We start from the raw sequence: 24,939 nt of genomic DNA on the forward strand, positions 1-24,939 counted from the left end.
GTTACCCCCATCGCAACCAGCTATTGACGCGAGCTGAACCCGCCAGTAACCCGCGTGTCAGGGCTGCATACAAGTCCGCTACATAAAACTCCCGCATCAGCAGGGCGTAAAAACTCATCCACAGGCGCGTGCCAAAGCTTTTCCCCTGCGCCGCATGGCGATCGGCGTAATAGGCACTGAGCCAACCGAGCACAATCACCAGCGCCACCAGCACAATCAGCGCGTTAAACCAAGTCAGGTCGATATGCGCTGCGTCATACAGCTTGCCGATGAAACCGGCTTCCGGGTAAAGGAACTGGGTAAACGCATGGCTGATTAAGGTGTAACCAATCACCACCACGGTAAACGAGAACACAATCAGCGTCACCAGCCGCCACGGGTTTTCCGAACGCATATTGTAAGTGGCAAACAGCAACTGCACCCCCGTGACCCAGCCAAAGAACAGCAACACCACCGCGCCCTGCTTGTGGAACACATCCGGGTCTACCACCAGATGCGACAAGCCGAGCACCCCGAGTGGCACTAGCAGGGTGAGCGCCGCCATCAGCACCCACGGGTAACGGTTGCCCTGCGGCTGTTTTTCGATGATGAAGGTGTACAGATCATCCTTGGGTACGCCATCGTGCTTACGCGCTTCGCCGATGACACCGCCCGCATTCAGGAACAGCGTGCCCTTGAACAGCCCGTGCGCGATCAAGTGGAAAATCGCCAGCGAAAACGCGCCCACCCCGCATTCCATGATCATGAAACCCATTTGCCCCATGGTCGAATAGCCCAGCGATTTCTTGATGTCGTTCTGGGTCAGCATCAGCACCGAACCCATCAGCGAGGTCAGCAGACCCACCAAGAAAACCCAGTGCAACACCTCGCTGGTATGCACAAACACCGGCGCAAAACGGTTAATCAGGAAGCCCCCAGCATTCACGATCCCCGCGTGCATCAGCGCCGACACCGGGGTTGGCCCTTCCATCGTATACGGCAGCCAAGTATGCAGCAGGAACTGGGCGGAACGCGCAAACGCTGCCAGCGCAATCAGTGCCGCGACCACTTCAACCAGTGGTAAACCCATGAAGGTCGTCGCATCCGGGTGTGCTTTCACCTGCGCGAAAATCTCCGGCAACGACCAAGTGCCGAAGGTATGGAACAGCAGCACTGCCGCCATCAGCAGGGGCAAATCCCCGAAGCGGTAGGTGATCAGCGTCCAGAACCCGTAGCGGTGCGCCGCAACGCTGCGCATGTCCTGCCCCAGCAGAAAATACAGCAATACCCCGATCAACTGCCAAGCCACCAGCAGGGTAATCAGGTCGCCCGCTGCCACCATCATTAGCAAGGCTGCGACCATTAAATCCAGCAGGATGAAAAAGCGCACATAACCGGCTTCTTCCACCATGTAACGCACCGAATACACCCGCACAATCAGGCTGATCACCGCAATCACAAACGCCATCAACAGGCTCAGCGGGTCGAACAGCAAACTGCCCCAGCCAGTACCCAGCGAATGCAGGGCGGGCGCTTGACCGTCCAGTTTCAGCCACAGCAGGAAAGCAGCCAGCAGCAGCGTCAGTACACTGCCCGCCAGACCGATTCGTACCACGCTGCGCCCCAATACCCCCGACAACAAACGGGTCAGCAGCGCCGCCAGTAACGGCAGTGCGGGTAGCAGTAAAACAAGCTTATCCATCAATACCCCCAGCCCTGTTTAATGCGGGAAGTTGCAAGGGAGCGATGTCCACCGCATCGGCAAAGACCTGCTTGGCGTACTGCAAGGCATCTTTGCGTTCCTTGAAAAAGTGTTGTGTACCGATATGTTGCACCAGACCGGAGCGTTCAAAGGCGTTATAAACTTGCGCTTTGCTTCTGGCGATGTACATTTCCACGCCGTTGGCTTGTAAGCCGTCGACCAGCTTTTCCAGCATACTCTCGCCGCTGGCATCGATTTGCCCGACCCCTTCCAGATCGAGAATCACCACTTTGAGCGCAGGTTTACGTGCAATGCTATTCAACAGCTTGCCTTCAAGATAACCGGCATTGGCGAAGTACAGGTCGCCGTCAAAGCCGTAAATGGCGACGGTTTCACTGGTTGGAAGCTTGTGCAACTCGGCATCGCGTAAAATGCCATCGGCCTGATCGCGTGCCAGTTCGACGAAATTCGGGCGCATGGTGCGGTACAGGAATAGGCCAAGCGACAGGAAAATACCGGTCAGGATGCCGACTTCCAGATGCGGCGCGAATAGCAGCGTGGCGACGAAGGTAATGATGGCGGCAATGCCATCGTGGCGTTCCACCCGCCAGGCACGCAAGATCGGCTTCAGGGAAAACAGGTTGACGACCGCCATGATGATGACTGCCCCGAGGGTTGCCTGCGGCAAGTGATGCAGTAGATCCGTCAGGAACAGCAGGGTAACGGCGATTAGCAGCCCTGTAATCACGGATGCCAAACCCGTGATTGCGCCTGAGGAAAAATTTACCGCCGAACGGGAAAATGAACCCGACACCACATAGCCCTGAAATAACCCGGCGGTGATATTCGCCATGCCTTGCCCAACCAGTTCCTGATTGACCGACCAAGGCTGGCGGGTTTGTGCAGCAATCGCTTTAGAAATCGAAATGGCTTCCACCAGCCCCATCAGGCCGATCACGATAGCCGAAGCCATGAGTCCGCTGAGCTGATCAAAGTTGAACTCGACAGCCGGGAAAGAAAACGACGGCAGTCCTTGCGGAATCGCGCCCACCACACTGCCGCCGCGCTCCTCATAATGGAAAGTCCAAGCAAGGACTGTCGTCAGTACCACCGTCAGCAAGATGCCCGGCAAACGCGGCGCATAGCGTTTCAGCATGACCAAGGAAGTCAAAGCGAGCGCCGCCATCAGCAAGATAACCTGTTGGGTATTCCCCAGTGAGGTGAGCATTGCCCACAAATACTCGTAATAGTGTTCAAATTGGTCGGCTTTGATGTCCAGCCCGAACAGTTTCGGCAATTGTGAAGTGCCGATAATCAGTGCAGCCCCATTGGTGAAACCCAGTACTACCGGGTTGGATAGAAAATCCACCACAACACCCAGTCGCAACAAGCCCAGTGACAGGCGGAAAACCCCGATCATCAAGGCCAGCATGGCGGAATAAATGATCATGACTTCCACCCCCTGAGCCGCATAGGGCTGAATGGCGGTAGCCGACATCAGCGAGGCAAGGGCAACCGGCCCGGTGCTGAGCTGGCGTGACGAGCCAAACAGCGCCGCCACAATCACCGGCAGGAAAGACGCGTACAAACCGATATGTGCAGGCAGCCCCGCCAGTTGTGCGTAGGCCATTGACTGCGGAATGGCGATCATGGCAACGGTCAGCCCCGCCATAGCATCCGCTTTCAGGGTAGCAGGATTGTGTAACTCCCCCGTCCATTGTCGGTAGGGGGTAAAGTTCGTGCCCAGGGATTGCAACCAGTTAAGCATCTTGCCTTACCCCTGCTTGCGAAAATACGCATAAGCCAGTCGTGCCAGCACCGCACACACGAGGAACCCCAGCAGCCAGAGCCGCAGTTCCGGCAGAAATTCCAGAAACAGCACCATAAAGACCGCGAGTACGGCCAAGGGAGCCAGATCGTAGCTGGATAAAGGGTGTGGTTGGTGTGGTTGTGTTTCGGTTTGACACGCTTGTTTCTCCTGATCTTTTTTCACCGGGTCATGCTCAGGTAGAGCGCAGGCAGCTTTTCCGGCAGGCGCGTGACGTGATCCAGCACCAGATAATTTTTCGCGCCAAAGATGTTGGAAACATACTGGTCAGCGTAAGGGTCAAGGCTCAGGCAGAAGGTGCGGATGCCATTACGCCCCAGTTCTTCCACCGCCTTTTTGGTATCGAAACGCAGGTACTGCGGGTCGCGTACATCATTATCGGCAGGCTCGCCGTCGGTCAGCAGGATCACCAGCTTTTTCTGGCTGGAACGCTGCGCCAGCAAAGAACCGGCATGACGTAAAGCTGCCCCCATGCGGGTGGAAAGTTGCCCTTGCATTCCCGCCAGTCGTCCCTTGGTCATGTCGCTGTAGGGTGCGTCGAAATCCTTGATGCGGTAATACTCGACATCGTGCCGCCCGTTGGAATCGAAACCGTGGATGGCGAACGGGTCGCCGACCTTGTTGAGGGCTTCGGCGAGCAGGGCAGCGGCTTCGCGTGCCATATCCAGCACCGTTACCCCTTCCTCGGCATCGCGTACCTGATCGTTGGTGGATTCGGACAGGTCGATGAGCAAGACCACCGACAGGTCACGGATTTGCAGGTGGGTGCGGATATTGATGCGCGGGTCAGGCTGCGAACCCATGCGGATGCTGATCATCGCATCCACTGCCGCATTGATGTCGATGGTGTCGCCGTCTTCCTGTTTGCGTTGGCGTACCACGCCCTGCGGTTGCACCGCTTCGATCAAGTGTTTGAGGCGCTGGATGATGGGTTTGTGGCGTTCGATCGCCGCGTCGATCTCGGCGACTTCGCCCAGTTTCGGGCGCTTTTCCAGCACAGTGACCCAGTTGGGGCGTTCCAGTTGGGTCTGGTAATCCCATTCCGGGTAATGCACCGGCGAGGCCATAGGTGCTTTGCCTTCTTTTTCGTTGAGGGACTTGCCGTCATCGTGGAACCATTCCGTCGCCAGTACCCAGACTTCCTGTGCGTCATCACCGGCGAACTCAACGTCGAGGTTGTTCCACATTTCCATGACGCTGACGTATTTGCGTACCTGTTTGGTTTGCCCCGGCAGCAGCACGCCGTCGGCTTCGTCGGTCTGATCCTGCCACAGGTAGCGGTTGTCATCGCGGTAGGGGTTGGCGGGTAAATCCTTATTGGGGTTGAAGCCGATATTGAGTGCTTCGGCTTGTTTAGCCAGTTCGCGCCCGATTTCCCAAGCCAGCCGTTCCTCTTCCAGCCGCCCGGATGCTTGGCGGAACAGGGCTTGCGCGGCTTCTACCAGTGGATGGTCGTCGTTGTTATCGTTTTCATCAGCCATTGCCCGTGCCATACGGTCGAGCAATGCGCCGGTACTGTTTGTTTGGGTCGGGTCGGCGGGCAGCAACTTGAGCCAGAGTTGTTTGAGGCCGGGGAATGCTTTGATCGCCAGCGCTTCCACCCGCGCATCTTCCACCAAGCCGATCATGGCTTTTTGCAGGGAACTCAGCGCTTCGGCCAGCGGGTCGTAGCGTGAATGCACGATGTGCGCAGCGGCGTGGGCAGCGGCAGCACGGTAGATTTCCATGCCCGCGATCTTGTCTTCAGTGGCAGCATTGGCCTCGCTGCTGTAATCGTCGAAGGCATCCGGCAGGTGGATGAAATAGTGTTCGATGTAGGGGCGATACCCTTCACGGGTTTCAAAGTCACCGGATGTAGGGCGCAGGAAGAAATCCTTCCCCCACAAGGCGCGTAAATACATGATCAGGCGGCGCTGGACATCGACGAACAGTACCCCGCGCTGTTCCTTTTTCATGATGGTCTGGGAGTCTTCGCTGTCCAGCCCGAAATAGGCGACTTGCTCGTCGAACTTGTTGCGGTAGGCGGCGACACCCCACATTGCCCAGCGCCGCAAGCCACCCAGTGTCAGGTAGCCCATCAGCACATCGAGTTTGGAGAGCATCGGTCGCAAGCCGCGTGGCGCCTGCGCCAGCAGGGTATTCAGCAGGGCGAGATAGCCCTTGAACAATTCCAGCTCACCCAGTCGGGTGGCCGCAGTGGGGGCGGTGGAAAACAGCATGACCAGTACCGCAGCACTGGTGCGGGAATACATCTTGATGGCGGCAGAAAGCAGTTCGGAAACCGCTTCTTCACCGATTTCACGCGCCACCAGTGGGGCGGATTCCAGAAAGGCTTCGACCAGATCGGTGCCGCGACCCAGTGCATTCAGGCCAGCCGCGCCGCGCAGGTAAGTGTCCAGCCCACGCGGGGTGAACACACGTGCGGCGTCGTGCCAGTTGGCTTCGAGGACGGCATTGGCGGTTTCGCCCAATTCGTCCAGGATGTCCTGATAGTCACTGAGTTGGATCGCCATGGTTCATTCCTTTAAAAGCGGTTTTTAATCAGGCCAGATTCGCTCCGGGTGCAACGGGAAATCTTTGGCGTTCAGATCCGTTGTCTTGTTGGCAGCCGGTGGTTTGCGGCTGTTACCAGTCGCTTTGGGTTTCGGTGTCGGTTTTGCAGCGGGTTTGACTACGGTTTTAGGCGCCGGTGGGCTGCGTTTTGCTGCGGTCGCCGGTTTGGGTTTCGGTTCCTTGGCGGCTACCGCAGGCTCTGTTGGAGTGTCTGGGGCAGCCGCTTGTTCTTCCTGTTCTGTCATGCCAGCGTCCTCAAGCGGCGAGCGCTTTGTGCGAGAGGATGGCATCCGTTTCAGCCGCGAAACCGTATTCCATCATGCCCAGCTCTTTGGCTTCGGCCTCGATTCTGACCGTCACTTGAGTGCGGTTGAAATTCAGGCTGGGGTAATAGCCGGTACGCCCTGAAAGGTGCGCCAGATCGTCAAGAAACTGACGGGTTTCTTCATAGGAACTGAACTCGTAACGGCGCGACATGCCGACCGGAAGTTTGTGAGTGTCCCATTGGTTGAGTGAGTGTATATCTGCCATGATGATGCTCCTGTTGGGGGGAAGAGGGCGTATGCAATACGCCCCTACATGGGTGTTCTCCGTAGGGGCGTATTGCATACGCCCTCTTCAGAGAATCAACCTTTATTCAGCCTGCGGCAAAATCGTTTCCACCTCAGAGTGGACACGCGCGATAATGTGCGCAGCCACGATGCCGTCGCCGACCCGTTCGCAAGCGTCAGCGCCTGCGCGGACGGCGGCATTGACTGCGCCGGTTTCGCCGCGTACCAGTACGGTGACGTAACCGCCGCCGACGAACTGACGCCCGATCAGCTTGACTTCTGCTGCTTTGGTCATGGCGTCCGCCGCTTCGATGGCAGGAACCAGACCCCGTGTTTCGATCATGCCTAGAGCAACGCCTGTTACTTGTGCCATGGTGAGTCTCCTTGAGATCTTATCTGTAAATTAACCGATGAATGCTTGGTCAGCCGTCTCGCCCGGTTTGGGGAGGATGCTTTCCACTTCCGAATGGACACGCGCAATGATGTGCGCCGCCACAATGCCGTCACCGACCCGCTCGCAAGCGTCTGCACCGGCGCGTACCGCTGCATTGACCGCCCCGGTTTCGCCGCGTACCAGCACGGTGACGTAACCGCCGCCAACAAACTGGCGTCCGACCAGACGTACTTCTGCTGCCTTGGTCATGGCGTCCGCCGCTTCGATGGCGGGCACCAGACCCCGTGTTTCAATCATGCCGAGGGCAATGCCCGTCACTTCAGCCATTTTCGTGCTCCTTTTTTCAAAAAACGGGAGAAGGATTATTCCTCTTCCCAGTAATCAATAATTCCCAGTATCGCCAAATCCGTCTGGATCTCAGCATCACCCATACCGAAACGGGCGGCTGAACCACTGGAGGTAAAGACCCATTTCCCTGCGGGTACGCCGATCGGATCGGTCGCTACCAACAGGCCGCCTTTGAGTGTTCGCAGAACCCGCAAAGGTGCGTTTTTTAACCCCGGCACGCGCCGGGTGGTTACCATGTCGCCTTTGACTTGCATGATTTCCATGCGCTTAGGTCTCCGGCTGCCAATGATCAATAATGCCCACGATCGTCAGGTCGGAGGGGTAGGACTTACTGCCTGCCGCTTCCCGCGCTGCCGATGAACTCACGCAAATCACCCAGTCACCGGTGATGCAGCCGATCGCATCCACCGCTACCAGCGGGATAGCGCCCGGTTTGTCACGTACTACCAACAAGGGGCGATGCCCCAGTTCAGCCTGCCGGTTACTGGAAACCAGCGTTTTTTCGACCCGCATGATTCTCATAAACCATCCTCCACGGTTTCAATCGGGCTGGCGGTGGGCTTGTTCTGCACCGAGAGGTGACAGAACAACAAGCCTTGTTTGTCTAGTTCGGCGTAACGGGTCTTGATCGCATCGCGTACCCGTTGCGCCTTGGCGACTGTGCGTTCGCGGGAGCCAGGCACTTTCGCGTTATAGCGGAAGTGAATGGCGACCGGAATCGGCAAACCGTGCTTGACATTGAGTCCCTTAAAAATCTTGATGCCTACATCCATATCCGCCACGCCTTCTTCCAGCGTTTGCAGGTGCGCGTAGTAGGCAATATTGCGCATCTGCACTTCCTCGAAACTGTCGCCGACGCTGATGAAGCGTTCGGCATGACCGATGTCGGGGTAGCGTCCGCCGTATACATCGGCGACGTATTCAATCTGCGACAAATTGTTGATCAGCAGGTTGGCGATCAGGCGGCGCATTCCGTCGTGCGGTTCGCCCTTGCCCGTGCCCCAGCTTTCTGTTTCCAGCGCTGTCTTACGAATCGCTTCGTACACCGCCAGACGTGCCGCGTCTGCCGACAGATTCAGCGTGTCGCGGTACAGCGCGGCGTTGTCGATGAGCCGATGGGTCGATAAATCGCCGTAAGAGTCCGGTACATGTACCCGGATAGCATCGGTGTCCGTATCCACACCGATCAGTAATAAATCTGTGCTAGCCCCACAGCAGAACGAGTTTTCAATGGCTTCACGGAACTGGTTCAAACGTTCCAGTGCGGCTTCCATGGCCTTGCGCTCGTTACTGCCGTGGGCAGCACAGCCCTCATGGCAGGAGGAACTGGAGCTGGTGTGATACACCGCAATCTTTAAATAACGTGTGCCTGCATCCACGGTGCTGGGAACACCTTCGCGGAAGCGGCGTAATTCAGTTTCTTCCCAGTGGTGGACATCGGTTTCTACATCAAACAATGTCCCCGCATACGACTTGCGCCGGGTAAAGGACGACATCGGCAGGCGCAGGATGTAGCGGCTCATGCCTTTCAGACGCCCATCCGAGCAGGCGCTGATGTCCACCGCGTGGAAGCCGCAATCCAGAAAGAAATTGCGCGTGTCCTGCACGGTTTCGACCTGGCGGTTGAGGTCATCCACAAACTGGGCGGCGGATGCCTTCAGCGCGGAAAACACGCAATGGGCATACAGCGACTTCATGTCTGGCCCAGCAATCCAGGCATCGTCCAGCAAGCGTTCCGGCAGTGCGTAATCCAGCCACTGCGCGGCGATTTCCCGTGCTTGTCCGGCGAAACCTGCGCCACGCGGCATCCCGGCAATGTTCTTCAGGGTCGGCGCGATCAGGTCGAAACGGCCTTTCACCGAGTCTTCGCAATGTGCCAGCCGGGCATTCATATGACCGTCGGTCAGCGGATGACGGCAGCTCGCAGCAGGCAAAGATGCGCAGGCCGGGTGCGGCATCGCTGGCGCATCGCTGACAGCCAGACCGACCGGCGCAGTCGCCCCGGCGCGGCGCAGGCTGTTGCTGTTTGCCTGCGGCTTGCTTGCCCGAATGTTGTAAGCATTACGTGTATTCATCGCGTGTTGCCTTTCATTCCTTGCCGTTGATTAACCACGCGCCCCACCGGATACGGTGATGACTGCGCCCTGATGTGTGTTGCCACTACTGCCGGTAATTGCTGAGATGGCAGCTTCTGGTCGTTCCATTGTTCGGTTCACGTGCGCATTGAATGCCGCACCGCGTGCCTCACAACGCAGGGTCGGGTTACGCCCCTGTGCCGAGCGGCCTTCCGTGCCGGTGATCTGTCGACCCCGTGCCCAGTTGTCGCCGGTAATGCTGATGCCATCATCCCGACCTTCGCCGGTGATGCGCTGCGTCGCTGCGGGTGCTTGCCCCGCCACAACCGGGTGTTGCAGGGAAGCTTGCACAGGCGTCGGCGCAGTGGCCGGTACTGCCATGGGGGCAGGCGCTGCCGGTTGCGGCTGGATCATCGGCGGCGGCTGCATCATGTGGCTATGGCGAAATTCAGGCGTGCCCGAAACCCATTGCGCCCCCAGATTGACCGGCCCGGTCACTCGCCCACTACCATCGCAGGCGTTGCCCGTGATGCTGCTCTGCCATGACTTTTGAGCCGCCCGCGCTGGCGAGACAATGCTGAAGTCGTGTGGCGCTGTCGGTTCCGGCTGTGGCATGGCAGCCTGTACCGGGTATGGGTACTGTGGCTGAGCCATCCACGTCGGTGTCGGTGGTGGCGCTACCGCTGGTTGCGTGTAGTACGCAGGTGGCGCACTAACCTGCATCGGCACGGGTTGCGGCTCTGGGGTAATCAACCCCGCCGCTTCTGCCAACTGTCGGGCGGCGCAAGTGCTGCAACAAGCACCGTGATGTTCCGGCACCGGTATGCCAGCATACGGCGTACCACTGATCGACAGGTCGCTGCCCATTTCATTGCCGGTAACGCTTGCCGTGTTACTCAGCAGAGTGCCGGAAACATGCAGGCTGTGCGGCGTATGCTCTACACCAACCTTGGCTGGTGTTGCTGGTGGGGTGCTCGCGCAATACTCGGCGAATTGTTCCTGACCGTAGTATTCAGTCCCGGTGACAGGCAGGCACCCCCCGTGCTCGTCACCGCTAAGCTTTGGGCCGTGATCAACCCGTGTGCCGGTCAAGGCGCGACCTGCCAATGTGTGCATATTGTGTGCCTTGGGTGGCGCACCACCGCACAGCTTGCTCTTGCTGGCACTGTCATATTGCGCACCCGTGACCCGTTTGCAGGAACCCGGTTCGTTACCCGTTACCTTGTCGCTGCGGTCAACCAGATTGCCAGTGATGCGCTGATCCTTGCGGGTGCGGTCAACCCCGACTTTCGCCGGGCTTGGCTGCGGCATGGTCTGGCAGATCGAGGCGAACTGCTCGTTGGAAATGTATTCCGTGCCAGTCACGGTGCGGCAACTGCCTTGCTCATCCCCTGTCACTTTGTTGGAACGGCCTACTTCCGTCCCTGTCACCGGGCGACCCGCAATGGTGTGGGTCAGGGCAACTTTGGAGGGCCCGTTGATGGTCAGTTTGGCCATGCCGGTATCCGCATACTGCGAGCCGGTAACGCCAGGATTTTTACGTTCGGTCATGCTGCTTATCACTTTGGGCGGTTTGTTTGCCAACCCCTTGTTTTCACAGAATTCGGCGAAGCGTTCCGCGCCGAGGTATTCGGTACCGGTGACGCTGCGGCAACTGCCTTGCTCATCGCCGGTCACTTTGCTGGAACGACCCACTTCCGTACCAGAAACCGCCATTCCAGCGCTGGTGACGCTGACACCAACCTTGGCGGGCTGACTCGGTGCGGGCTTGTTGCCACAGAAACTGGCGAACTGCTCGCTACCGATGTACTCGGTGCCGGTAATGGTGCGGCAGGTGCCGGACTCGTTACCGGTCATGGCAGGCTTGCGCTCGACCTGAGTACCCGTGACCGGGCTGCCGGAGAGCGTGGTGCCGGTTTCTACCTTGGCTGGAGCCACGGTTGGGCGAGTCCGTCCGCTGGGGCGTGCTGGCTTTTTCCTCATGCCACCCTTGCTAATAACTTGTTGGCGGTGCTTGCGTGCCGTTTCGCGTCCGTCGGCATCAGCGCTCAGGAAGCTGGCGGCAACACTGGCGCGGCCTGAGGTACGGCGTTTACCCGTTACCGCTGCTTTGCCCTTGCTGGTCAGTGCCTGACGGCGGTTGCGACATAGTTGACGAACACTGTTGGTATCTACCCCCAATGCGCCGGGGTTGGTTTCTACCAGTTCGCAGATCATGTCCAGCTCGGCTATCGCTTCAGCGGAACCTTCACTGTCCATTTCATCCATATCTAGCGGCGCGGCGCGTTGTGGTCGTGTCGGGCGGGAAGGGGAAGCTTTTCCCGCCACCCTAGTTTTACCCTCCGCTGCCATCGACTGCCGACGATTGCGGCATAAATGGCGCACGCTGTTGGTATCTGGCCCCAAGGCTGAAGGATCACTTTCAACCATGGAACACAGATCCGCGAGGCGGTCGGTGCTGGCCTGCGCCGCCGCAACAGGCGCAGAAGGCGTCGGTGCCGGTTTTGAGCGCCGGTCAGCAGCGCCGCGCTGCGCGGTCTTTCTGCGTGCCGCTTGCGCTGCGCGGACTTTATCCGCGCTGGTTGCAGTTTGTGCAGGCATGGTGTTCCTCCGCTAACGTGGATTAGCCCCGGTAAACGATAAAGGCAGTGCCTTGGCTCTGGGTGTAGTTGTCGTAGCCGATCAAGCGAACATGATTATTCGGATACTCACGGCGGCAGGCATCGAGTTCCGCCAGTACCGCATCGACGTTTTGCTCGCCGAACAGCGGCAGCTTCCACATGAACCAGTAGTTACGCGCTGCACCAGAGGGTTCGACGTGTTCTACCGCCGGGTTCCAGCCTTGCGCAATGATGTAGCGAATCTGTGTACGGATTTCCTCCGCCGACAGCGGCGGTAGGTAGGAAAAGGTTTCGTATTTCAGTGACTGTTTGTAATCTGCAACAGTTGCCATGTTGTCAACTCCTTAAATTAACGGTTCTGAACATCCAGTTTGTCGACGGTATCGAACTCGAACTTGATCTCTTTCCAGGTTTCCATGGCAATCTTCAGCTCAGGGCTGGACTGCGCCGCCTTGGTGAGGATTTCCTTGCCGTTCCTTTCCAGATCCATGCCGCTGTTGCGGGCTTCTACGCAAGCTTCCAGTGCGACGCGGTTGGCTGCTGCCCCGGCTGCGTTACCCCACGGATGCCCCAAGGTGCCGCCACCGAATTGCAGGACGGAATCGTCGCCGAAGATGTTGACCAGCGCAGGCATGTGCCAGACGTGGATACCCCCAGAGGCCACCGCGAATACGCCCGGCATGGAACCCCAGTCCTGATCGAAGAAGATGCCGCGTGAACGGTCTTCCGGTACGAAAGATTCGCGCAACAGGTCGATCCAGCCGATGGTGGCTTCGCGGTCGCCTTCCAGCTTGCCGACAACCGTGCCGGTATGCAGGTGGTCGCCGCCGGACAGGCGCAGGGCTTTCGCCAAGACGCGGAAGTGGATGCCGTGGTGCGGGTTACGGTCGAGTACCGCGTGCATCGCCCGATGGATGTGCAGCAACATGCCGTTCTTGCGGCACCAGCGTGCCAGACCGGTGTTGGCTGTCAGGCCGCCAGTGAGGAAGTCGTGCATGATGATCGGGGAACCGATTTCCTTGGCGAAAGCAGCACGCTCATACATTTCTTCCGGGGAAGGCGCGGTAACGTTGAGGTAGTGACCTTTGCGTTCGCCGGTATGGGCTTCAGCCGTTTCGATAGCATCCTGCACAAACAGGAAGCGGTCACGCCAGCGCATGAATGGCTGTGAGTTGATGTTTTCGTCGTCTTTGGTGAAGTCGAGACCACCGCGCAGACATTCGTAAACGGCACGCCCATAGTTCTTCGCCGACAGACCCAGCTTGGGCTTGATGGTGCAACCCAGCAGCGGGCGGCCATACTTGTTCATGTGGTCACGTTCAACCTGAATGCCGTGTGGTGGGCCGTTACAGGTTTTGATGTAGGCAATTGGGAAGCGCACGTCTTCCAAGCGCAGGGCGCGTACTGCCTTGAAGCCGAACACGTTACCTACCAGTGAGGTGAAGACGTTGACAATCGAGCCTTCTTCAAACAGGTCGATCGGGTAAGCAATGAAGGCGTAGTAGCAGGAGTCATCCCCTGGTACGTCTTCAATCGCATAGGCACGACCACGGTAGTAATCCATGTCGGTGAGGAGGTCAGTCCACACGGTTGTCCAAGTACCGGTTGAGGATTCAGCCGCGACCGCAGCCGCCGCTTCTTCACGGTCAACACCCGGTTGCGGGGTAATCTTGAAACAAGCCAGCAAGTCGGTATCCAGTGGGACGTAATCCGGTTGCCAGTAGGTTTGCCGGTATTCTTTAACCCCGGCCTCGTATTTCTTTGCCATCATCTTCTCCTTGCAGAAGTCGCTGTCGGAAATCTTTTCTGGCTGGATGTTTGCCAGATGGGGACGACTATAAGCAAGCTGGATGATGAACTGAAGTTAATTGTAAAAATGGTTTTCATATACTTAAGTAAATGTAAATGCTGGTCATTTACTCCAGTAAATGCACTGAGGTAAATCTTGTTAAGGGATTGCATTTACCACGGTTAATCTATCAAAATAAGCTGTTGCCACCGAAAATTACGGATAAAACACCCATGAACCTGCGCCACATCACCCTGCATCAGCTACGCCTGTTCCACAGTCTGGGCAGGCATTTGTCGTTCACCCGTGCGGCGGAGGAAATGCACTTGTCACAGCCCGCGATGTCGATCCAGATCAAACGGTTGGAAGAAAGCGTGGGGATGCCGCTGGTGGAAAAGATGGGCAAACGCTTGTTCCTGAGCGATGCCGGACGCGAGCTGTTTGAGGCATCGCGGGATGTGCTGGATCGCCTCAAAGTCCTCAATGAAGACATGATCGGCATGGAAGAAGGCGTGAAAGGCCCGCTCAATCTGGCAGCGATTACCACCGCCAAGTATTTCATGCCGTATCTGCTGGGTGTTTTCATGCGCGATTACCCCGGCGTGGAGCCAAACTTGACGATTACCAATCAGGCCAAGGTGGTGGGGCGGCTGGAAGAAAACTTGGATGATCTGGTGATTATGGGCACGATCCCGGAAAACATGGATCTGGAGGCAGAATACTTCCTCGACAACCCGCTGGTGGTGGTCGCGCCGCCGGATCATCCGCTGGTCGGCAGGAAAAACATCCCGCTGGATCGCCTTGTGGAAGAGCGCTTCATCTCGCGGGAACTGGGTTCCGGTACGCGTGAAGCACGCCGCCGCCTGTTTGCCGAACACGGGCTGGAAAGCAAGGCGTATATGGAGCTGGGCAGCGGCGAAGCCATCAAGCAGGCGGTGATGGCCGGGCTGGGCATTTCCGTGTTGTCGATCCACAACCTGCGGCTGGAGCTGGAAGCAGGCTTGCTGGTAGTGCTGGATGTGCAGCACTTTCCGCTGGTACGCCAATGGTATGCGGTGCATTTGAAAAGCAAAAAACTGTCCAATACCTCGCGCCGTTTCCTCGATTTCCTGTTGCAGGACGGCGCACGTATCTGGCAGGAAATCAATGCTACCCGGCTGGTGTTTCCGGCGCATTCCGCCCAGCCTGCGATTCAACCTTTGACAAATTAAGCGATGTACCCATGAATAATGTGAGTTTGCGTGTTTATTCTTTTATCGACTCGCTGCAACCGCAGCTAGCCTCTTATTTGGCGACCTCTTCGCAAGGTTTTCTGCCGATTCCCGGCGACGCCTGTTTGTGGATTGAGGTGGCTCCCGGCATGTCGGTACACCGCCTCAGCGACATTGCCCTCAAGGCCACCAATGTGCGCTTGGGGCAGCAGGTGGTGGAGCGGGCGTTTGGCAGCATGGAAATCCATTTCCGTAACCAGAGCGAAGTCTTGACGGCGGGCGAATGCATCCTCAATGAAATCGGCGCAAGCATGGAAAGCCGGATGCCTTGCCGGATTGCCTGGAAGGAAATCATCCGCGCCCTTGCCCCCGACCACGCCACTTTGATCAACCGTCAGTTGCGCCAAGGCTCGATGCTGTTGCCGGGCAAAAGCATGTTCATCCTCGAAACCGAGCCTGCCGGTTACATCGTTTACGCCGCCAATGAAGCGGAAAAGGCGGCGCATGTGACGCTGGTGGACATGAAAGCCTTTGGTCCGTTTGGGCGTCTGACCATGATGGGCAGCGAGGCGGAAGTCGCTCAGGCGATGTATGCGGCGGAACAGGCGATTGCGGCCTTGAATATGCGTGCGCAAGGGGTGCTGTAGGTCGAAATTATCTGGGAATGGCGCAGCATCGCAGGTATGCTTCAGTGTTATGCAAACCAATCAAAACAATAAATAGACTTAGGTGTATACATGGACAGCTATCAAGATTCTTGCGCCGGTCTGCTGGAGCAAACCCAACAAGCGCTGCGCAACAGTGAGGAGCGCTACCGAACACTGCTTTCTTCAATGAGCGATCTGGTGTTTGTGATGGATGAGCAAGACCGGGTACTGGATTTTCATTGCCGTTCACCGCAGATGCTGTGGTTGCCGTCAGCGGAATTTCTGGGGCAATGCGTGACGGCGGTACTGCCGCCTGAGGTCGGCGAACGCTATCAGGCTTGTGCTATACAAGTCAGGCAAACGGGTGAGAACCGCCGTTACGAATACGAGTTGGTGATAGCGGGTGAGCAGCGCTGTTTTATGGCCTCTCTCAATCGACATGAAGATGGGCGCAAAATTGTTGCCGATGTCCGGGATATTACCGAGCGCAAGCAGGCGGAACAGGCATCGCAGGAGCAAACCCGCCTGTTCAACCTCATTACCGAGAATATGCACGATTACATCGGCATTCTCGGTCTTGATCTCAAGACGCTGTATGCCACACCATCCCTCTATCAGCGGATGGGATATAGCCCGGCGGAGTTCACTAGTTTGCCGCTTGCGCAATTGATGACACCTGATTCCTATGCCCGGATGACACAATTAGTGGCTGAAAATCTGACGCCGGAACGCTTGGCTGACCCGCAGCTCGCCATTAGCTTTGATGTTGATCTGGATGTGATCCGCAAGGATGGTAGCCACTACTGGTGTAATAGCGAACACCGCCTCATCCGTGATGCGCAAGGTCGCCCCGAGTGCATTCTGGAAACCGGGCGTGATATTACCGAGCACAAGCACGCCGAGACCCTGTTGTTGCGCAAGGATGCGCTGCTTCAGGCGGTAGCCATGGCTGTGCAGGCATTACTTTCCGAGTCCTGTATCAATACAGCGGTGCAGCAAGCCTTGGCAGCCGTGGGCGCTGCTACCGGGCAGGATCGGGTCTACCTGTTTGAATGCCATGTTGACCCCGGTAGCGGTGAGAGCTTGATGAGCCAACGTTATGAATGGGTGCGTGGTGGTGTTGGAGCCCAGATCAATAACCCAGTATTGCAGCAGCTTTCCTTCGATAAACTGTTTCCGCGCTGGTTTAAGCTGTTGTCGCAAGGGGAGGTGGTCGCCGGGGTAGTGGCGAATTTCCCAGAAAGTGAACGCCTGATTTTGGAGCCACAGAATATCGTATCCCTGATGGTTGTGCCGGTACAGGTGGAAGGGCAGTTCTGGGGTTTCATTGGTTTCGACAATTGCCAGACTGACTGCCGCTGGGGGGCGGAGGATCAGGCTATCCTGACGTCGATGGCGGCATCAGTGGGAACGGCCGTCATGCGCCACCGTTCAGAAGTCACTTTGCGTGAAACCAACCTCAAACTGAAACAGGCGACTGAGCATTCACTGGCAATGGCTGCCAAGGCCGAGGAGGCCAGCAAGGCCAAAAGCCTGTTCCTCGCCAATATGAGCCATGAAATCCGCACCCCGATGAATGCCATCATCGGCATGAGCTACCTTGCCCTCAGCACACAACTGGATCAGCGCCAATACGATTACGTGACCCAGATACAAAATGCGGCGCAATCGTTGCTACGCATCATCAATGACATTCTGGACTTTTCCAAGATCGAAGCAGGCAAGCTGGTGTTGGAATCAACCGCTTTCCGGCTAGAGGATATGGTGAGCAGTGTCCTGACCCTGCAACGCCAACGGGCGCTGGAAAAAGGTATCGAGTTGTTGCTGGATTTGCGCAGTATTTGCCTGATGGGCGAGCAGGGGACATTTTTTGGCGATCCGTTGCGGCTGGAGCAAATCCTCACCAATCTGTTGACCAATGGTGTGAAATTTACCGATGAGGGTTATGTGCTGCTGTGTATCGAAGAGCTGGAGCGCGGGGAACAGACCAGTCGCTTGCGCTTCTGCATTGAGGATAGCGGTATCGGCATGGATGCCAAGGCGGTGAATGGCCTGTTTCAGGAGTTTTCCCAAGCGGATGACTCGACCACCCGCCGCTATGGGGGTACAGGGTTGGGCTTGAGCATTGTTAAGCGTTTGCTGGATCTGATGGGGGGGGAGATCAGTGTCAGCAGTGAACTCGGTCGCGGCTCACGCTTTACCCTTGAGCTGACGCTGGAACATGCCGCTCAGGTTATGGAGCCTTTGCCGGTCAATCATACCTTGAAGCGGCGGGCGCTGGTTGTGGATGACCACAAGCCTGCCCGCTCTGTGCTGTGCCGTCAGTTGAAACAGCGGGGCATTGACTGTGATGATGCCGAATCAGGTGCAATAGCACTCGCGATGCTCCAGCAGCCGGGGGTGGTGTATGATCTGGTGTTTACCGATTGGGTGATGCCGGGGATTAGTAGCGAGGCGCTGGTTACTGCGATCAAGGCGTTACCCCTTGCCACACCGCCGCTGATTGTGGTGGTTTCCGCTTATGATCTTGAGCAAATTCACCAGCTTTACGGGCAGCAGCATATTGACCATTTCCTGCCTAAGCCGGTGTTGCCCAAGGATTTGTACAAACTGCTTAATCAGTCTTCGTCTGAGGAACGTGCGGTCAGTACGCTGGCCGGTGATGTTGCTGTCAGCCTGCGGGGCAAGCGGATTCTGGTGGTGGAAGATAACCCGATCAATCAGTTGATTGCGTCGGAAATCCTTAGTCAATACGGCGCGATGATCGACTGTGCTGATAATGGTCAGGAAGGTGTTGAGAAAATCTTGGCAGCCCGCGAGCAGCCGTATCACGCGGTGCTGATGGACATCCAGATGCCGGTGATGGATGGTTACGAAGCGACGCGCATGGTGCGTAGCCACGCCTATTTTGCAACCCTACCCATTATTGCGCTGACCGCGAATGCCATGCTCGAAGAAAAGGAGCGTTGTCTGGCGGCAGGCATGAATGCCCACGTTACCAAACCCTTTGAACCAGAGGCGTTGCTGCAAACACTCATGGAACTGATCAGGTTGCGCGGCAAACCCCGTCCTTCAGGTCGGGGAGGATAGCGCGGGTGGCGAAGCCGCCCTATGTTCGGTAGTTTTGTCGGATAATCCGTGCAGTTTAACGCAGAATACCCACTCCAGCCGCTCTTGTTTAGCTACACTCCGAAGATGCAACGACGCCAAGCCTTCAAATACGAACTCATGCCCAATGGTGAGACGCAGCGTCAACTACGCCGTTTTGCTGGGTCATGCCGCTTCGTTTACAACAAGGCGTTAGCGTTGCAGCAAGCCAATCATGAAGCGGGTGAAAAATTCATCTCAAGCTCGACCCAGGCAATAGCCGAATTTTTCTGCCAAAAATCGGCTGGATACGCTACCGCAATAGCCGCGATGTGCTGGGAGAACTACGCAATGTCACGGTTTCCAGCAAAGGCGGGAAATGGTTTGCCAGCATCCAAACCCAGCGCGAAGTGGAATTGCCAGCCACACTCGCAACCACTGCTATCGGTATTGACCTTGGGATAGCGCGTTTTGCGACGCTCTCCGATGGCACATGGATGGAATCGCGTAACAGCTTCAAGAGCAAGCAAGCCACACTCGCCAAATACCAACGGGGCATGGCGCACAAACAAAAGTTCAGCAACAACTGGAAAAAGGCCAAAGCCAACGTTCAAAAAATTCACATGCAAATCGCCAATGCCCGCCGTGATTTCCTGCACAAGGCGACGACCACGCTCAGCCAAAACCACGCGCTCGTGTTCATCGAAGATTTGCAGGTACGGAATATGTCCAAGTCAGCGGCAGGCACAGCGGAAAACCCCGGTAAAAACGTTGCCCAGAAATCTGGCTTAAACAAAGCCATTCTCGACCAAGGCTGGGGTGAATTTCGACGGCAACTTGACTACAAGCTGGCATGGAAAGGCGGGATGTTGTTTGCCGTGCCGCCGCATTATACCAGTCAAGAATGCCCCGAATGCCATCATATGTCGGCAGATAACCGCCAGACGCAAGCCAAGTTTGTGTGCGTGAAATGCCACTATGAAAATCATGCCGATCATGTCGGCGCGATCAATATCAAAGAGCGGGGATACCGCTTGTTAGCCTGTGGAGATGCGGCATTAAGCCGCTCGATGAAGCAGGAACCCGCCGAAGTCAGTCAGCTATCTAGCTGAATGCAGTAGGAATCCCCTTCCTTCAGGGAGGGGAGGATGTCAACGAATAAAGTCTACGCCTGCGTTTGTCCAATAATTAATCTTCGCTTCAGCCAGTCTGGTTATAATTATCCCAATAATCATCATAATTAGAAGTCAGGTCTACTCATGTCTGCTCAAACCAAATTTTGCCTGTTCTTTACGGCTGCCACACTGCTCAATCTAGTGCTGGTTTCCTTGGATTCGGCTACGCCTGCCAAGCAAGGTGAAACCGTGTATGCGGTGATGCATCAGCTAAATACCCGCGTTTATAACACCCTTGCCCTCAACCCTTGACCCAAGTGGAAGCACAATGACAATACCCTGTATGACGGCACCTGAAACCATACCTGCGTCATCAAGACGCCTTCACCTGCTCAAAGAATTGCTGGCAGTACAGCGGCAACTGGTAGCCGCCACCCGGGAACAGGTGACCTTGCGGCGGCGGGTTTCCGCACTGGAAAATAGCTTGGGGGCAAGTGAACAACCAAGTCCAACCGCCACCCAGTAGCTTGAGCATAACGATGCTTAAGATCCGTCCTGCAATCCGCCAGCGGGTAACGCTTGCACCGCTGGCTGGTTGTTTATCAGTAATCGCGTAAAACCTCGTCCTTCAAGGCGGGGATATAAGCGTCTTCGACTTTCTTGTCAGTGGGCGTTTGAGTGCAATCAGGTGTGGAATTTCGCTAATGCTTACACGGCGGAATACAGCAACATGCCCATTCCCGGTGTAGGTTGGGTGCGCAGCAACATCACCGCCTTCGACCTCGCCAAACAGCAGGCAGCGTACAAAAAAGAGCGCGGCTTCACCCTACATTCGCAAACCGTGCAAGAAGTCACTGAGGCACACGCGAAAGCCCGCAAACAGTTCAAAAAAGACAAATTGCGCTGGCGGATTTCCGGTGGCTCCCAACGTTCGTTGGGCTGGATTCCCTTCAAGTCGGGTGCGGCGGTTTGGAAAGACGGACAAGTTCGCTATAACAAACATTTTTTCAAGGTGTGGGACAGTTACGGCTTGTCACAATACGCCTTCCGTTCCGGCTCGTTTTCCGAAGATGCGCGGGGTCGGTGGTATTTCAATGTGGTGGTGCAGGTTGAGGTTGCCACCCATGAAAGCCAAACCGCGATTGGCATTGACCTTGGGTTAAAAACCACGGCCACCTGTAGTGATGGCACGGTGTTGGAACGCCAGCAGCGTTACCGAAATCTTGAAGTGAAGCTCGGCAAAGCCCAACGTGCCAAACAAAAACGGCGCGTGAAAGCGATTCATGCCAAAATCAAACACCAACGCAAGGACGATACCCACAAATTCACCACCGCACTGGTGCAACAGCACGGTGCTATATTCGTCGGCAACGTCAGCAGTGCTGGCCTAGCAAAAACCACGATGGCTAAAAGCGTCTTGGATGCAGGCTGGTTCATGCTTAAAACCCAACTGAAATACAAAGCGATCGCGCGGTCAGTGGTGTTTGAAGAAGTCAACGAAGCGTACAGTACCCAGACGTGTTCGTGTTGCGGCAGTCTTTCCGTCAACAGTCCGAAAGGTAGAGCAGGGCTTGGAATAAGGGAGTGGATGTGTGCCGACTGTGGCACGCTGCACGACAGAGATGTCAATGCAGCCCGCAACATTCTCGCGGCTGGGCATAGCCGTCTCGCGGGAGGAATCCTCGCCCGTTAGGACGGGGAGGATGTCAATTTCCCTAGCGATTGGGTTAGTTCGCCTGAATCCTGGCTGAATAAAAAATAATCAAGCCCCAAACTAGGGCAATTCACGTTGCCATCGAATAAATCGAACATAACGTTAGAAACAATCCACTGTTAAATGCATTAACATCTGCTTATACTGCCCCCATTCCAATCAGTTTTATAGATTGTTACGTAATTGTTAAATTGTTTTTTCTCAAAAGGAGATCAACCATGTTTGAAAATAAAGAAGGTCAACGTATTCCTAACGTTACATTCCGTACTCGCCAAAACAATGCGTGGGTTGATGTGCAAAGTGCCGACCTGTTTGCGGGCAAGACCGTGATCGTCTTCTCACTGCCGGGCGCATTTACCCCGACTTGTTCGTCTACGCACGTACCGCGTTACAACCAGATGGCGGATACCTTCAAGAAGCTGGGTGTCGATGAAATCATCTGCATGTCGGTCAACGATACTTTCGTTATGAACGAGTGGAAAGTGGACCAGAAAGCCGACAAAATCACCTTCATCCCGGACGGTAACGGTGACTTCACCGACGGTATGGGTCTGTTGGTCGACAAGAACGACATCGGTTTCGGCAAGCGTTCATGGCGTTATTCCATGCTGGTGAAAGACGGCGTGGTTGAGAAAATGTTCATCGAACCTAATAAGCCGGGCGACCCGTTTGAAGTATCCGATGCGGATACTATGCTGGCCTACATTGCACCGAATGAACAAGCACCGCTGGATGTTACCGTATTCACCCGTCAAGGTTGCCCATTCTGCGCCCGTGCCAAAGGCATGTTGCATGATGCTCAAATTGATTTTGACGAAATGGAACTGAACCGCGATTATACCAACCGTAGCCTGCGTGCCACTGCGGGCGTGGACATGGTTCCACAAGTGTTCATCAACGGTGAGTTGATTGGCGGATCGGACAAACTGGAAGCGTGGTTGAAAGCACGTTAAGAAGGAGTAGGGCATGAGCCAACATTACGATTTAATCGCCATTGGCGGCGGTAGCGGCGGCCTGTCGGTTGTCGAAAAGGCCGCAAAGCACGGCGCGAAATGTGCCGTGGTGGAAGTCAACGACGACCTCGGCGGTACGTGCGTCAACCGTGGCTGTGTACCGAAAAAGGTCATGTGGTTCGCGGCGAATCTGGCTCATGCCCAACACGATGCGCAGGATTACGGTTTCGCCACGGTTCCCGGCAAGCTCGATTGGGGCAAGCTGGTGATGAAGCGCGAAAACATGATCGGCGGCATCAACGACTGGTATCTGGATAGCTTCCTCAGCGAAGCGGGCATTGACCTGATCGAAGGTCAGGCACGGTTTGTCGATGCAAAAACGCTGCAAGTAAATGGCGAAACCTACACCGCTGACCACATCGTGATTGCCACGGGTGGTCGCCCGGTGGTGCCGACGGATATTCCCGGTGCGGAACACGGCATCAGCTCCGACGGCTTTTTCGCGCTGGATGAACAGCCTGAAAAAGTGGCGGTAGTTGGTGGCGGTTACATCGCACTGGAACTGGCGGGTGTGTTGAATGCGCTAGGTTCAGAAACCCACATGCTGCACCAGGGTTTCCCGGTGTTGATCGGTTTTGACAGCCTGATGCAGAAAACCTTGCGTGCGCAAATGGAAGCCGATGGCGTGCATTTCAATGACAACGGCAAGATTGCCAGCGTCGACAAGCAGGCTGACGGCAAACTGAGCATTCAGTACGTCGATGGCAGCACGCTGGGCGATGTTGACCAATTATTGTGGGCGATTGGCCGCAAGAACAACACCGATGACCTCGGTCTGGAAAACATTGGCTTGGCACTTGCGCCCGGTGGTTTCATCGACGTAAACGACTATCAGGAAACCAGCGTTCCCGGTGTTTACGCGATTGGTGACATCATCAATAAGCGCGGTGTGCAACTGACTCCGGTGGCAATTGCCGCAGGGCGTCGTCTCGGCGACCGTTTATTTGGTGGCATGAAAGACCGCAAGCTCGACTACAGCCTGATCCCCACGGTGATGTTCACGCATCCACCGATTGGCACGATTGGTCTGTCGGAAGAAGCCGCACGGGAAAAATACGGCGACGCGGTGAAGGTGTACAGCACCGAATTCACCCCCATGTATTATTCCTTCGTCAAACACAAAGCCAAGACGGCAATGAAGCTAGTGGTAGTCGGTGAAGACGAAAAGATCGTCGGCTGCCACGCCATTGGTTTGGGTGTGGATGAAATGATGCAAGGTTTCGCGGTGGCTATCCGTATGGGTGCAACCAAGCAAGACTTTGACGACACCATCGCCATTCACCCTGTCAGTGCCGAAGAACTGGTCACGATGAAATAACCTTCTGGAAGAGTGGAAGAGGGCGTATGCAATACGCCCCTACCGGGAACAATATTCGTAGGGGCGTATTGCATACGCCCTCTTCGTTCTTCCCGATTATTTCCGCAATAAACTTACTCCATACATCACCAACACCATCCCCGCCAAATGGAACCAGCCAAACGGTTCACCCAACAGCCACACCGCCAGTAAGATCGTAAACACGGGTCCCACTGTACCCACTATGCTGGTTTTCGCCGCACCAATCCGCGCAATGGCTTCACTGATCATAAAGCTCGGCAATACCGTGCTGAATACTGATAACAACACCGCATAACCCCATACCGGCAGGGGCACTGCCAAATCCGCGAGGGCGTGCGTCGCCAGAAAGTGCACAAAGATGAATAACGTCGACGCCAACATGGCAATGCTAGTGAATAACAGGCTACCCAGCTTGCCAATCAGACGTTTGCTGAAGACCACGTAACACGCAAAGGTAAGCGCTGCCATTGTCACCAACATCACGCCTAGCCGCGCATTGCCGTCGTTCCATTGCGCTTCGTGTGCATACAGCAACACAATGCCGCTGTAAGTCAGTACCAGCGCCAATACAATCCGCCAAGTGATTTTTTCCCGCAAAAATACCCAGCCTAGCAAGGTAGTCATGATCGGGTAGGTATACAGCGTCAGGCGTTCGAGTTGCGCGGAAATGTGCTGCAAGCCTTCCATATCCAGCCACGAGGCGAGGTAATAGCCCATGAAACCCAGCCCCAACAAGGTGAGTAATTCCAGTGGCACGGGTTTCAGCGTTTGCGGTTTACGCAGCAGCCAGCCGAGGATAACCGCGTAAAACGGTAGCGCCAGCAACATCCGCAGCGTCAGCAGAGTGGTGGTATCCACCCCGTGTGCGTAAGCCAGTTTGATGAAAATGGATTTCAGTGCAAACAAGGCCGTGCCGCCAATCGCTAGCCATAGGCCAAATTGCATGGTATTTCCCAGTGTGATCGAGGGCGTA

At 56.1% G+C, this 24,939-nt stretch carries 24 protein-coding genes and 1 pseudogene; 10 read left to right on the forward strand and 15 right to left on the reverse strand.

Translation table 11 applies throughout. From position 1 onward, the window contains the following. Position 1: 1 nt before the first annotated feature. From J9253_RS17515 to J9253_RS17580, 14 genes are all read right to left on the reverse strand, one after another. Positions 2–1,681 carry a proton-conducting transporter transmembrane domain-containing protein gene (locus J9253_RS17515; RefSeq protein WP_210222156.1) on the reverse strand — a complete coding sequence of 560 codons (1,680 nt, stop codon included), beginning with the start codon at positions 1,679–1,681 and terminating at the stop codon, positions 2–4. Further along, positions 1,674–3,449 carry a SulP family inorganic anion transporter gene (locus tag J9253_RS17520; protein WP_210222157.1) on the reverse strand — a complete coding sequence of 592 codons (1,776 nt, stop codon included), beginning with the start codon at positions 3,447–3,449 and terminating at the stop codon, positions 1,674–1,676. Before J9253_RS17520 ends, J9253_RS17515 begins: the two co-directional genes overlap by 8 nt. 6 nt (positions 3,450–3,455) lie before the next feature. Next, a complete protein-coding gene (locus tag J9253_RS17525) occupies positions 3,456–3,674 on the reverse strand; it encodes a hypothetical protein (protein ID WP_210222158.1) in 219 nt (72 codons plus the stop codon). Further along, entirely contained in the window at positions 3,671–6,022 is a 2,352-nt protein-coding gene (locus J9253_RS17530) for a nitric oxide reductase activation protein NorD (protein ID WP_210222159.1), read from the reverse strand. Before J9253_RS17530 ends, J9253_RS17525 begins: the two co-directional genes overlap by 4 nt. Positions 6,023–6,046: 24 nt before the next feature. Then, positions 6,047–6,307, reverse strand: coding sequence for a hypothetical protein (locus J9253_RS21200; protein ID WP_210222160.1), 261 nt, complete (start codon positions 6,305–6,307; stop codon positions 6,047–6,049). A 10-nt stretch (positions 6,308–6,317) separates the two neighbouring features. Then, positions 6,318–6,593, reverse strand: a complete 276-nt coding sequence (locus J9253_RS17540) for a 4a-hydroxytetrahydrobiopterin dehydratase (protein WP_210222161.1) — start codon at positions 6,591–6,593, stop codon at positions 6,318–6,320. Between the two features lie 102 nt (positions 6,594–6,695). Next, entirely contained in the window at positions 6,696–6,986 is a 291-nt protein-coding gene (locus J9253_RS17545) for a BMC domain-containing protein (RefSeq protein ID WP_210222162.1), read from the reverse strand. 30 nt (positions 6,987–7,016) lie between these two features. Beyond that, positions 7,017–7,334: a BMC domain-containing protein gene (locus J9253_RS17550; RefSeq protein ID WP_210222163.1), complete on the reverse strand. Its 318-nt coding sequence runs from the start codon at positions 7,332–7,334 to the stop codon at positions 7,017–7,019. Positions 7,335–7,369: 35 nt separating this feature from the next. Next, positions 7,370–7,618 carry a carboxysome peptide B gene (locus tag J9253_RS17555; RefSeq protein ID WP_210222164.1) on the reverse strand — a complete coding sequence of 83 codons (249 nt, stop codon included), beginning with the start codon at positions 7,616–7,618 and terminating at the stop codon, positions 7,370–7,372. 4 nt (positions 7,619–7,622) lie between these two features. Then, positions 7,623–7,877, reverse strand: coding sequence for a carboxysome peptide A (locus J9253_RS17560; protein WP_210222165.1), 255 nt, complete (start codon positions 7,875–7,877; stop codon positions 7,623–7,625). Beyond that, positions 7,874–9,430, reverse strand: a complete 1,557-nt coding sequence (locus J9253_RS17565; protein WP_210222166.1) for a carboxysome shell carbonic anhydrase — start codon at positions 9,428–9,430, stop codon at positions 7,874–7,876. The genes J9253_RS17560 and J9253_RS17565 overlap by 4 nt, the downstream gene beginning before the upstream one ends. Before the next feature lie 30 nt (positions 9,431–9,460). Further along, positions 9,461–12,031 carry a CsoS2 family carboxysome shell protein gene (locus tag J9253_RS17570; RefSeq protein WP_210222167.1) on the reverse strand — a complete coding sequence of 857 codons (2,571 nt, stop codon included), beginning with the start codon at positions 12,029–12,031 and terminating at the stop codon, positions 9,461–9,463. A 22-nt stretch (positions 12,032–12,053) separates the two neighbouring features. Continuing rightward, positions 12,054–12,383 carry a ribulose bisphosphate carboxylase small subunit gene (locus J9253_RS17575; protein ID WP_210222168.1) on the reverse strand — a complete coding sequence of 110 codons (330 nt, stop codon included), beginning with the start codon at positions 12,381–12,383 and terminating at the stop codon, positions 12,054–12,056. A 17-nt stretch (positions 12,384–12,400) separates the two neighbouring features. Beyond that, positions 12,401–13,819: a form I ribulose bisphosphate carboxylase large subunit gene (locus J9253_RS17580; protein WP_210224658.1), complete on the reverse strand. Its 1,419-nt coding sequence runs from the start codon at positions 13,817–13,819 to the stop codon at positions 12,401–12,403. Positions 13,820–14,073: 254 nt separating this feature from the next. On the opposite strand from J9253_RS17580, the gene J9253_RS17585 reads away from it, so the two are divergent. The 10 genes and pseudogenes from J9253_RS17585 (at position 14,074) to gorA (ending at position 23,945) form a co-directional block, all read left to right on the forward strand. Beyond that, positions 14,074–15,051 carry a LysR family transcriptional regulator gene (locus J9253_RS17585; RefSeq protein ID WP_210222169.1) on the forward strand — a complete coding sequence of 326 codons (978 nt, stop codon included), beginning with the start codon at positions 14,074–14,076 and terminating at the stop codon, positions 15,049–15,051. A gap of 11 nt (positions 15,052–15,062) precedes the next feature. Further along, complete coding sequence (locus J9253_RS17590) at positions 15,063–15,698, forward strand: BMC domain-containing protein (RefSeq protein WP_210222170.1); 636 nt, start codon at positions 15,063–15,065, stop codon at positions 15,696–15,698. Between the two features lie 90 nt (positions 15,699–15,788). Then, on the forward strand, positions 15,789–18,788 hold the full coding sequence (locus tag J9253_RS17595) for a response regulator (protein ID WP_210222171.1): 3,000 nt from the start codon (positions 15,789–15,791) through the stop codon (positions 18,786–18,788). Positions 18,789–18,926: 138 nt separating this feature from the next. Next, positions 18,927–18,977 (forward strand): annotated as a pseudogene (locus tag J9253_RS21370) (hypothetical protein); the annotation flags it as partial. A 140-nt stretch (positions 18,978–19,117) separates the two neighbouring features. Next, on the forward strand, positions 19,118–19,897 hold the full coding sequence (locus J9253_RS17600; RefSeq protein ID WP_210222172.1) for an RNA-guided endonuclease InsQ/TnpB family protein: 780 nt from the start codon (positions 19,118–19,120) through the stop codon (positions 19,895–19,897). 147 nt (positions 19,898–20,044) lie between these two features. Further along, positions 20,045–20,212, forward strand: a complete 168-nt coding sequence (locus tag J9253_RS17605) for a hypothetical protein (RefSeq protein WP_210222173.1) — start codon at positions 20,045–20,047, stop codon at positions 20,210–20,212. A gap of 31 nt (positions 20,213–20,243) precedes the next feature. Beyond that, the gene (locus J9253_RS17610) at positions 20,244–20,426 is read left to right on the forward strand and encodes a hypothetical protein (RefSeq protein WP_210222174.1); all 183 of its coding nucleotides are present in this window, start codon (positions 20,244–20,246) and stop codon (positions 20,424–20,426) included. A gap of 69 nt (positions 20,427–20,495) precedes the next feature. Next, entirely contained in the window at positions 20,496–21,593 is a 1,098-nt protein-coding gene (locus tag J9253_RS17615) for an RNA-guided endonuclease InsQ/TnpB family protein (RefSeq protein ID WP_407701775.1), read from the forward strand. Positions 21,594–21,832: 239 nt separating this feature from the next. After that, entirely contained in the window at positions 21,833–22,567 is a 735-nt protein-coding gene (locus tag J9253_RS17620; RefSeq protein WP_210222176.1) for a glutathione peroxidase, read from the forward strand. 13 nt (positions 22,568–22,580) lie between these two features. Beyond that, the gene (gene gorA / locus J9253_RS17625) at positions 22,581–23,945 is read left to right on the forward strand and encodes a glutathione-disulfide reductase (RefSeq protein WP_210222177.1); all 1,365 of its coding nucleotides are present in this window, start codon (positions 22,581–22,583) and stop codon (positions 23,943–23,945) included. A 96-nt stretch (positions 23,946–24,041) separates the two neighbouring features. Here gorA and J9253_RS17630 read toward each other — a convergent pair whose 3' ends face one another. Then, positions 24,042–24,911 carry a DMT family transporter gene (locus tag J9253_RS17630; protein WP_210222178.1) on the reverse strand — a complete coding sequence of 290 codons (870 nt, stop codon included), beginning with the start codon at positions 24,909–24,911 and terminating at the stop codon, positions 24,042–24,044. Positions 24,912–24,939 lie beyond the last annotated feature (28 nt).

Origin of the sequence: Thiothrix litoralis, from assembly GCF_017901135.1 — a bacterium.
Classification (GTDB): domain Bacteria; phylum Pseudomonadota; class Gammaproteobacteria; order Thiotrichales; family Thiotrichaceae; genus Thiothrix; species Thiothrix litoralis.

Excerpts from the sequence above, each read along its gene's own strand:
- J9253_RS17610 (WP_210222174.1), top strand. The coding sequence starts at position 20,244 with ATGACGGCACCTGAAACCATACCTGCGTCATCAAGACGCCTTCACCTG.
- J9253_RS17520 (WP_210222157.1), bottom strand. The coding sequence starts at position 3,449 with ATGCTTAACTGGTTGCAATCCCTGGGCACGAACTTTACCCCCTACCGA.
- J9253_RS17575 (WP_210222168.1), bottom strand. The coding sequence starts at position 12,383 with ATGGCAACTGTTGCAGATTACAAACAGTCACTGAAATACGAAACCTTT.
- J9253_RS17515 (WP_210222156.1), bottom strand. The coding sequence starts at position 1,681 with ATGGATAAGCTTGTTTTACTGCTACCCGCACTGCCGTTACTGGCGGCG.
- J9253_RS17585 (WP_210222169.1), top strand. The coding sequence starts at position 14,074 with ATGAACCTGCGCCACATCACCCTGCATCAGCTACGCCTGTTCCACAGT.
- J9253_RS17555 (WP_210222164.1), bottom strand. The coding sequence starts at position 7,618 with ATGGAAATCATGCAAGTCAAAGGCGACATGGTAACCACCCGGCGCGTG.
- J9253_RS17595 (WP_210222171.1), top strand. The coding sequence starts at position 15,789 with ATGGACAGCTATCAAGATTCTTGCGCCGGTCTGCTGGAGCAAACCCAA.
- J9253_RS17630 (WP_210222178.1), bottom strand. The coding sequence starts at position 24,911 with ATGCAATTTGGCCTATGGCTAGCGATTGGCGGCACGGCCTTGTTTGCA.
- gorA (WP_210222177.1), top strand. The coding sequence starts at position 22,581 with ATGAGCCAACATTACGATTTAATCGCCATTGGCGGCGGTAGCGGCGGC.
- J9253_RS17590 (WP_210222170.1), top strand. The coding sequence starts at position 15,063 with ATGAATAATGTGAGTTTGCGTGTTTATTCTTTTATCGACTCGCTGCAA.
- J9253_RS17545 (WP_210222162.1), bottom strand. The coding sequence starts at position 6,986 with ATGGCACAAGTAACAGGCGTTGCTCTAGGCATGATCGAAACACGGGGT.
- J9253_RS17565 (WP_210222166.1), bottom strand. The coding sequence starts at position 9,430 with ATGAATACACGTAATGCTTACAACATTCGGGCAAGCAAGCCGCAGGCA.
- J9253_RS17605 (WP_210222173.1), top strand. The coding sequence starts at position 20,045 with ATGTCTGCTCAAACCAAATTTTGCCTGTTCTTTACGGCTGCCACACTG.
- J9253_RS17550 (WP_210222163.1), bottom strand. The coding sequence starts at position 7,334 with ATGGCTGAAGTGACGGGCATTGCCCTCGGCATGATTGAAACACGGGGT.
- J9253_RS17530 (WP_210222159.1), bottom strand. The coding sequence starts at position 6,022 with ATGGCGATCCAACTCAGTGACTATCAGGACATCCTGGACGAATTGGGC.
- J9253_RS17540 (WP_210222161.1), bottom strand. The coding sequence starts at position 6,593 with ATGGCAGATATACACTCACTCAACCAATGGGACACTCACAAACTTCCG.
- J9253_RS21200 (WP_210222160.1), bottom strand. The coding sequence starts at position 6,307 with ATGACAGAACAGGAAGAACAAGCGGCTGCCCCAGACACTCCAACAGAG.
- J9253_RS17620 (WP_210222176.1), top strand. The coding sequence starts at position 21,833 with ATGTTTGAAAATAAAGAAGGTCAACGTATTCCTAACGTTACATTCCGT.
- J9253_RS17560 (WP_210222165.1), bottom strand. The coding sequence starts at position 7,877 with ATGAGAATCATGCGGGTCGAAAAAACGCTGGTTTCCAGTAACCGGCAG.
- J9253_RS17570 (WP_210222167.1), bottom strand. The coding sequence starts at position 12,031 with ATGCCTGCACAAACTGCAACCAGCGCGGATAAAGTCCGCGCAGCGCAA.
- J9253_RS17580 (WP_210224658.1), bottom strand. The coding sequence starts at position 13,819 with ATGGCAAAGAAATACGAGGCCGGGGTTAAAGAATACCGGCAAACCTAC.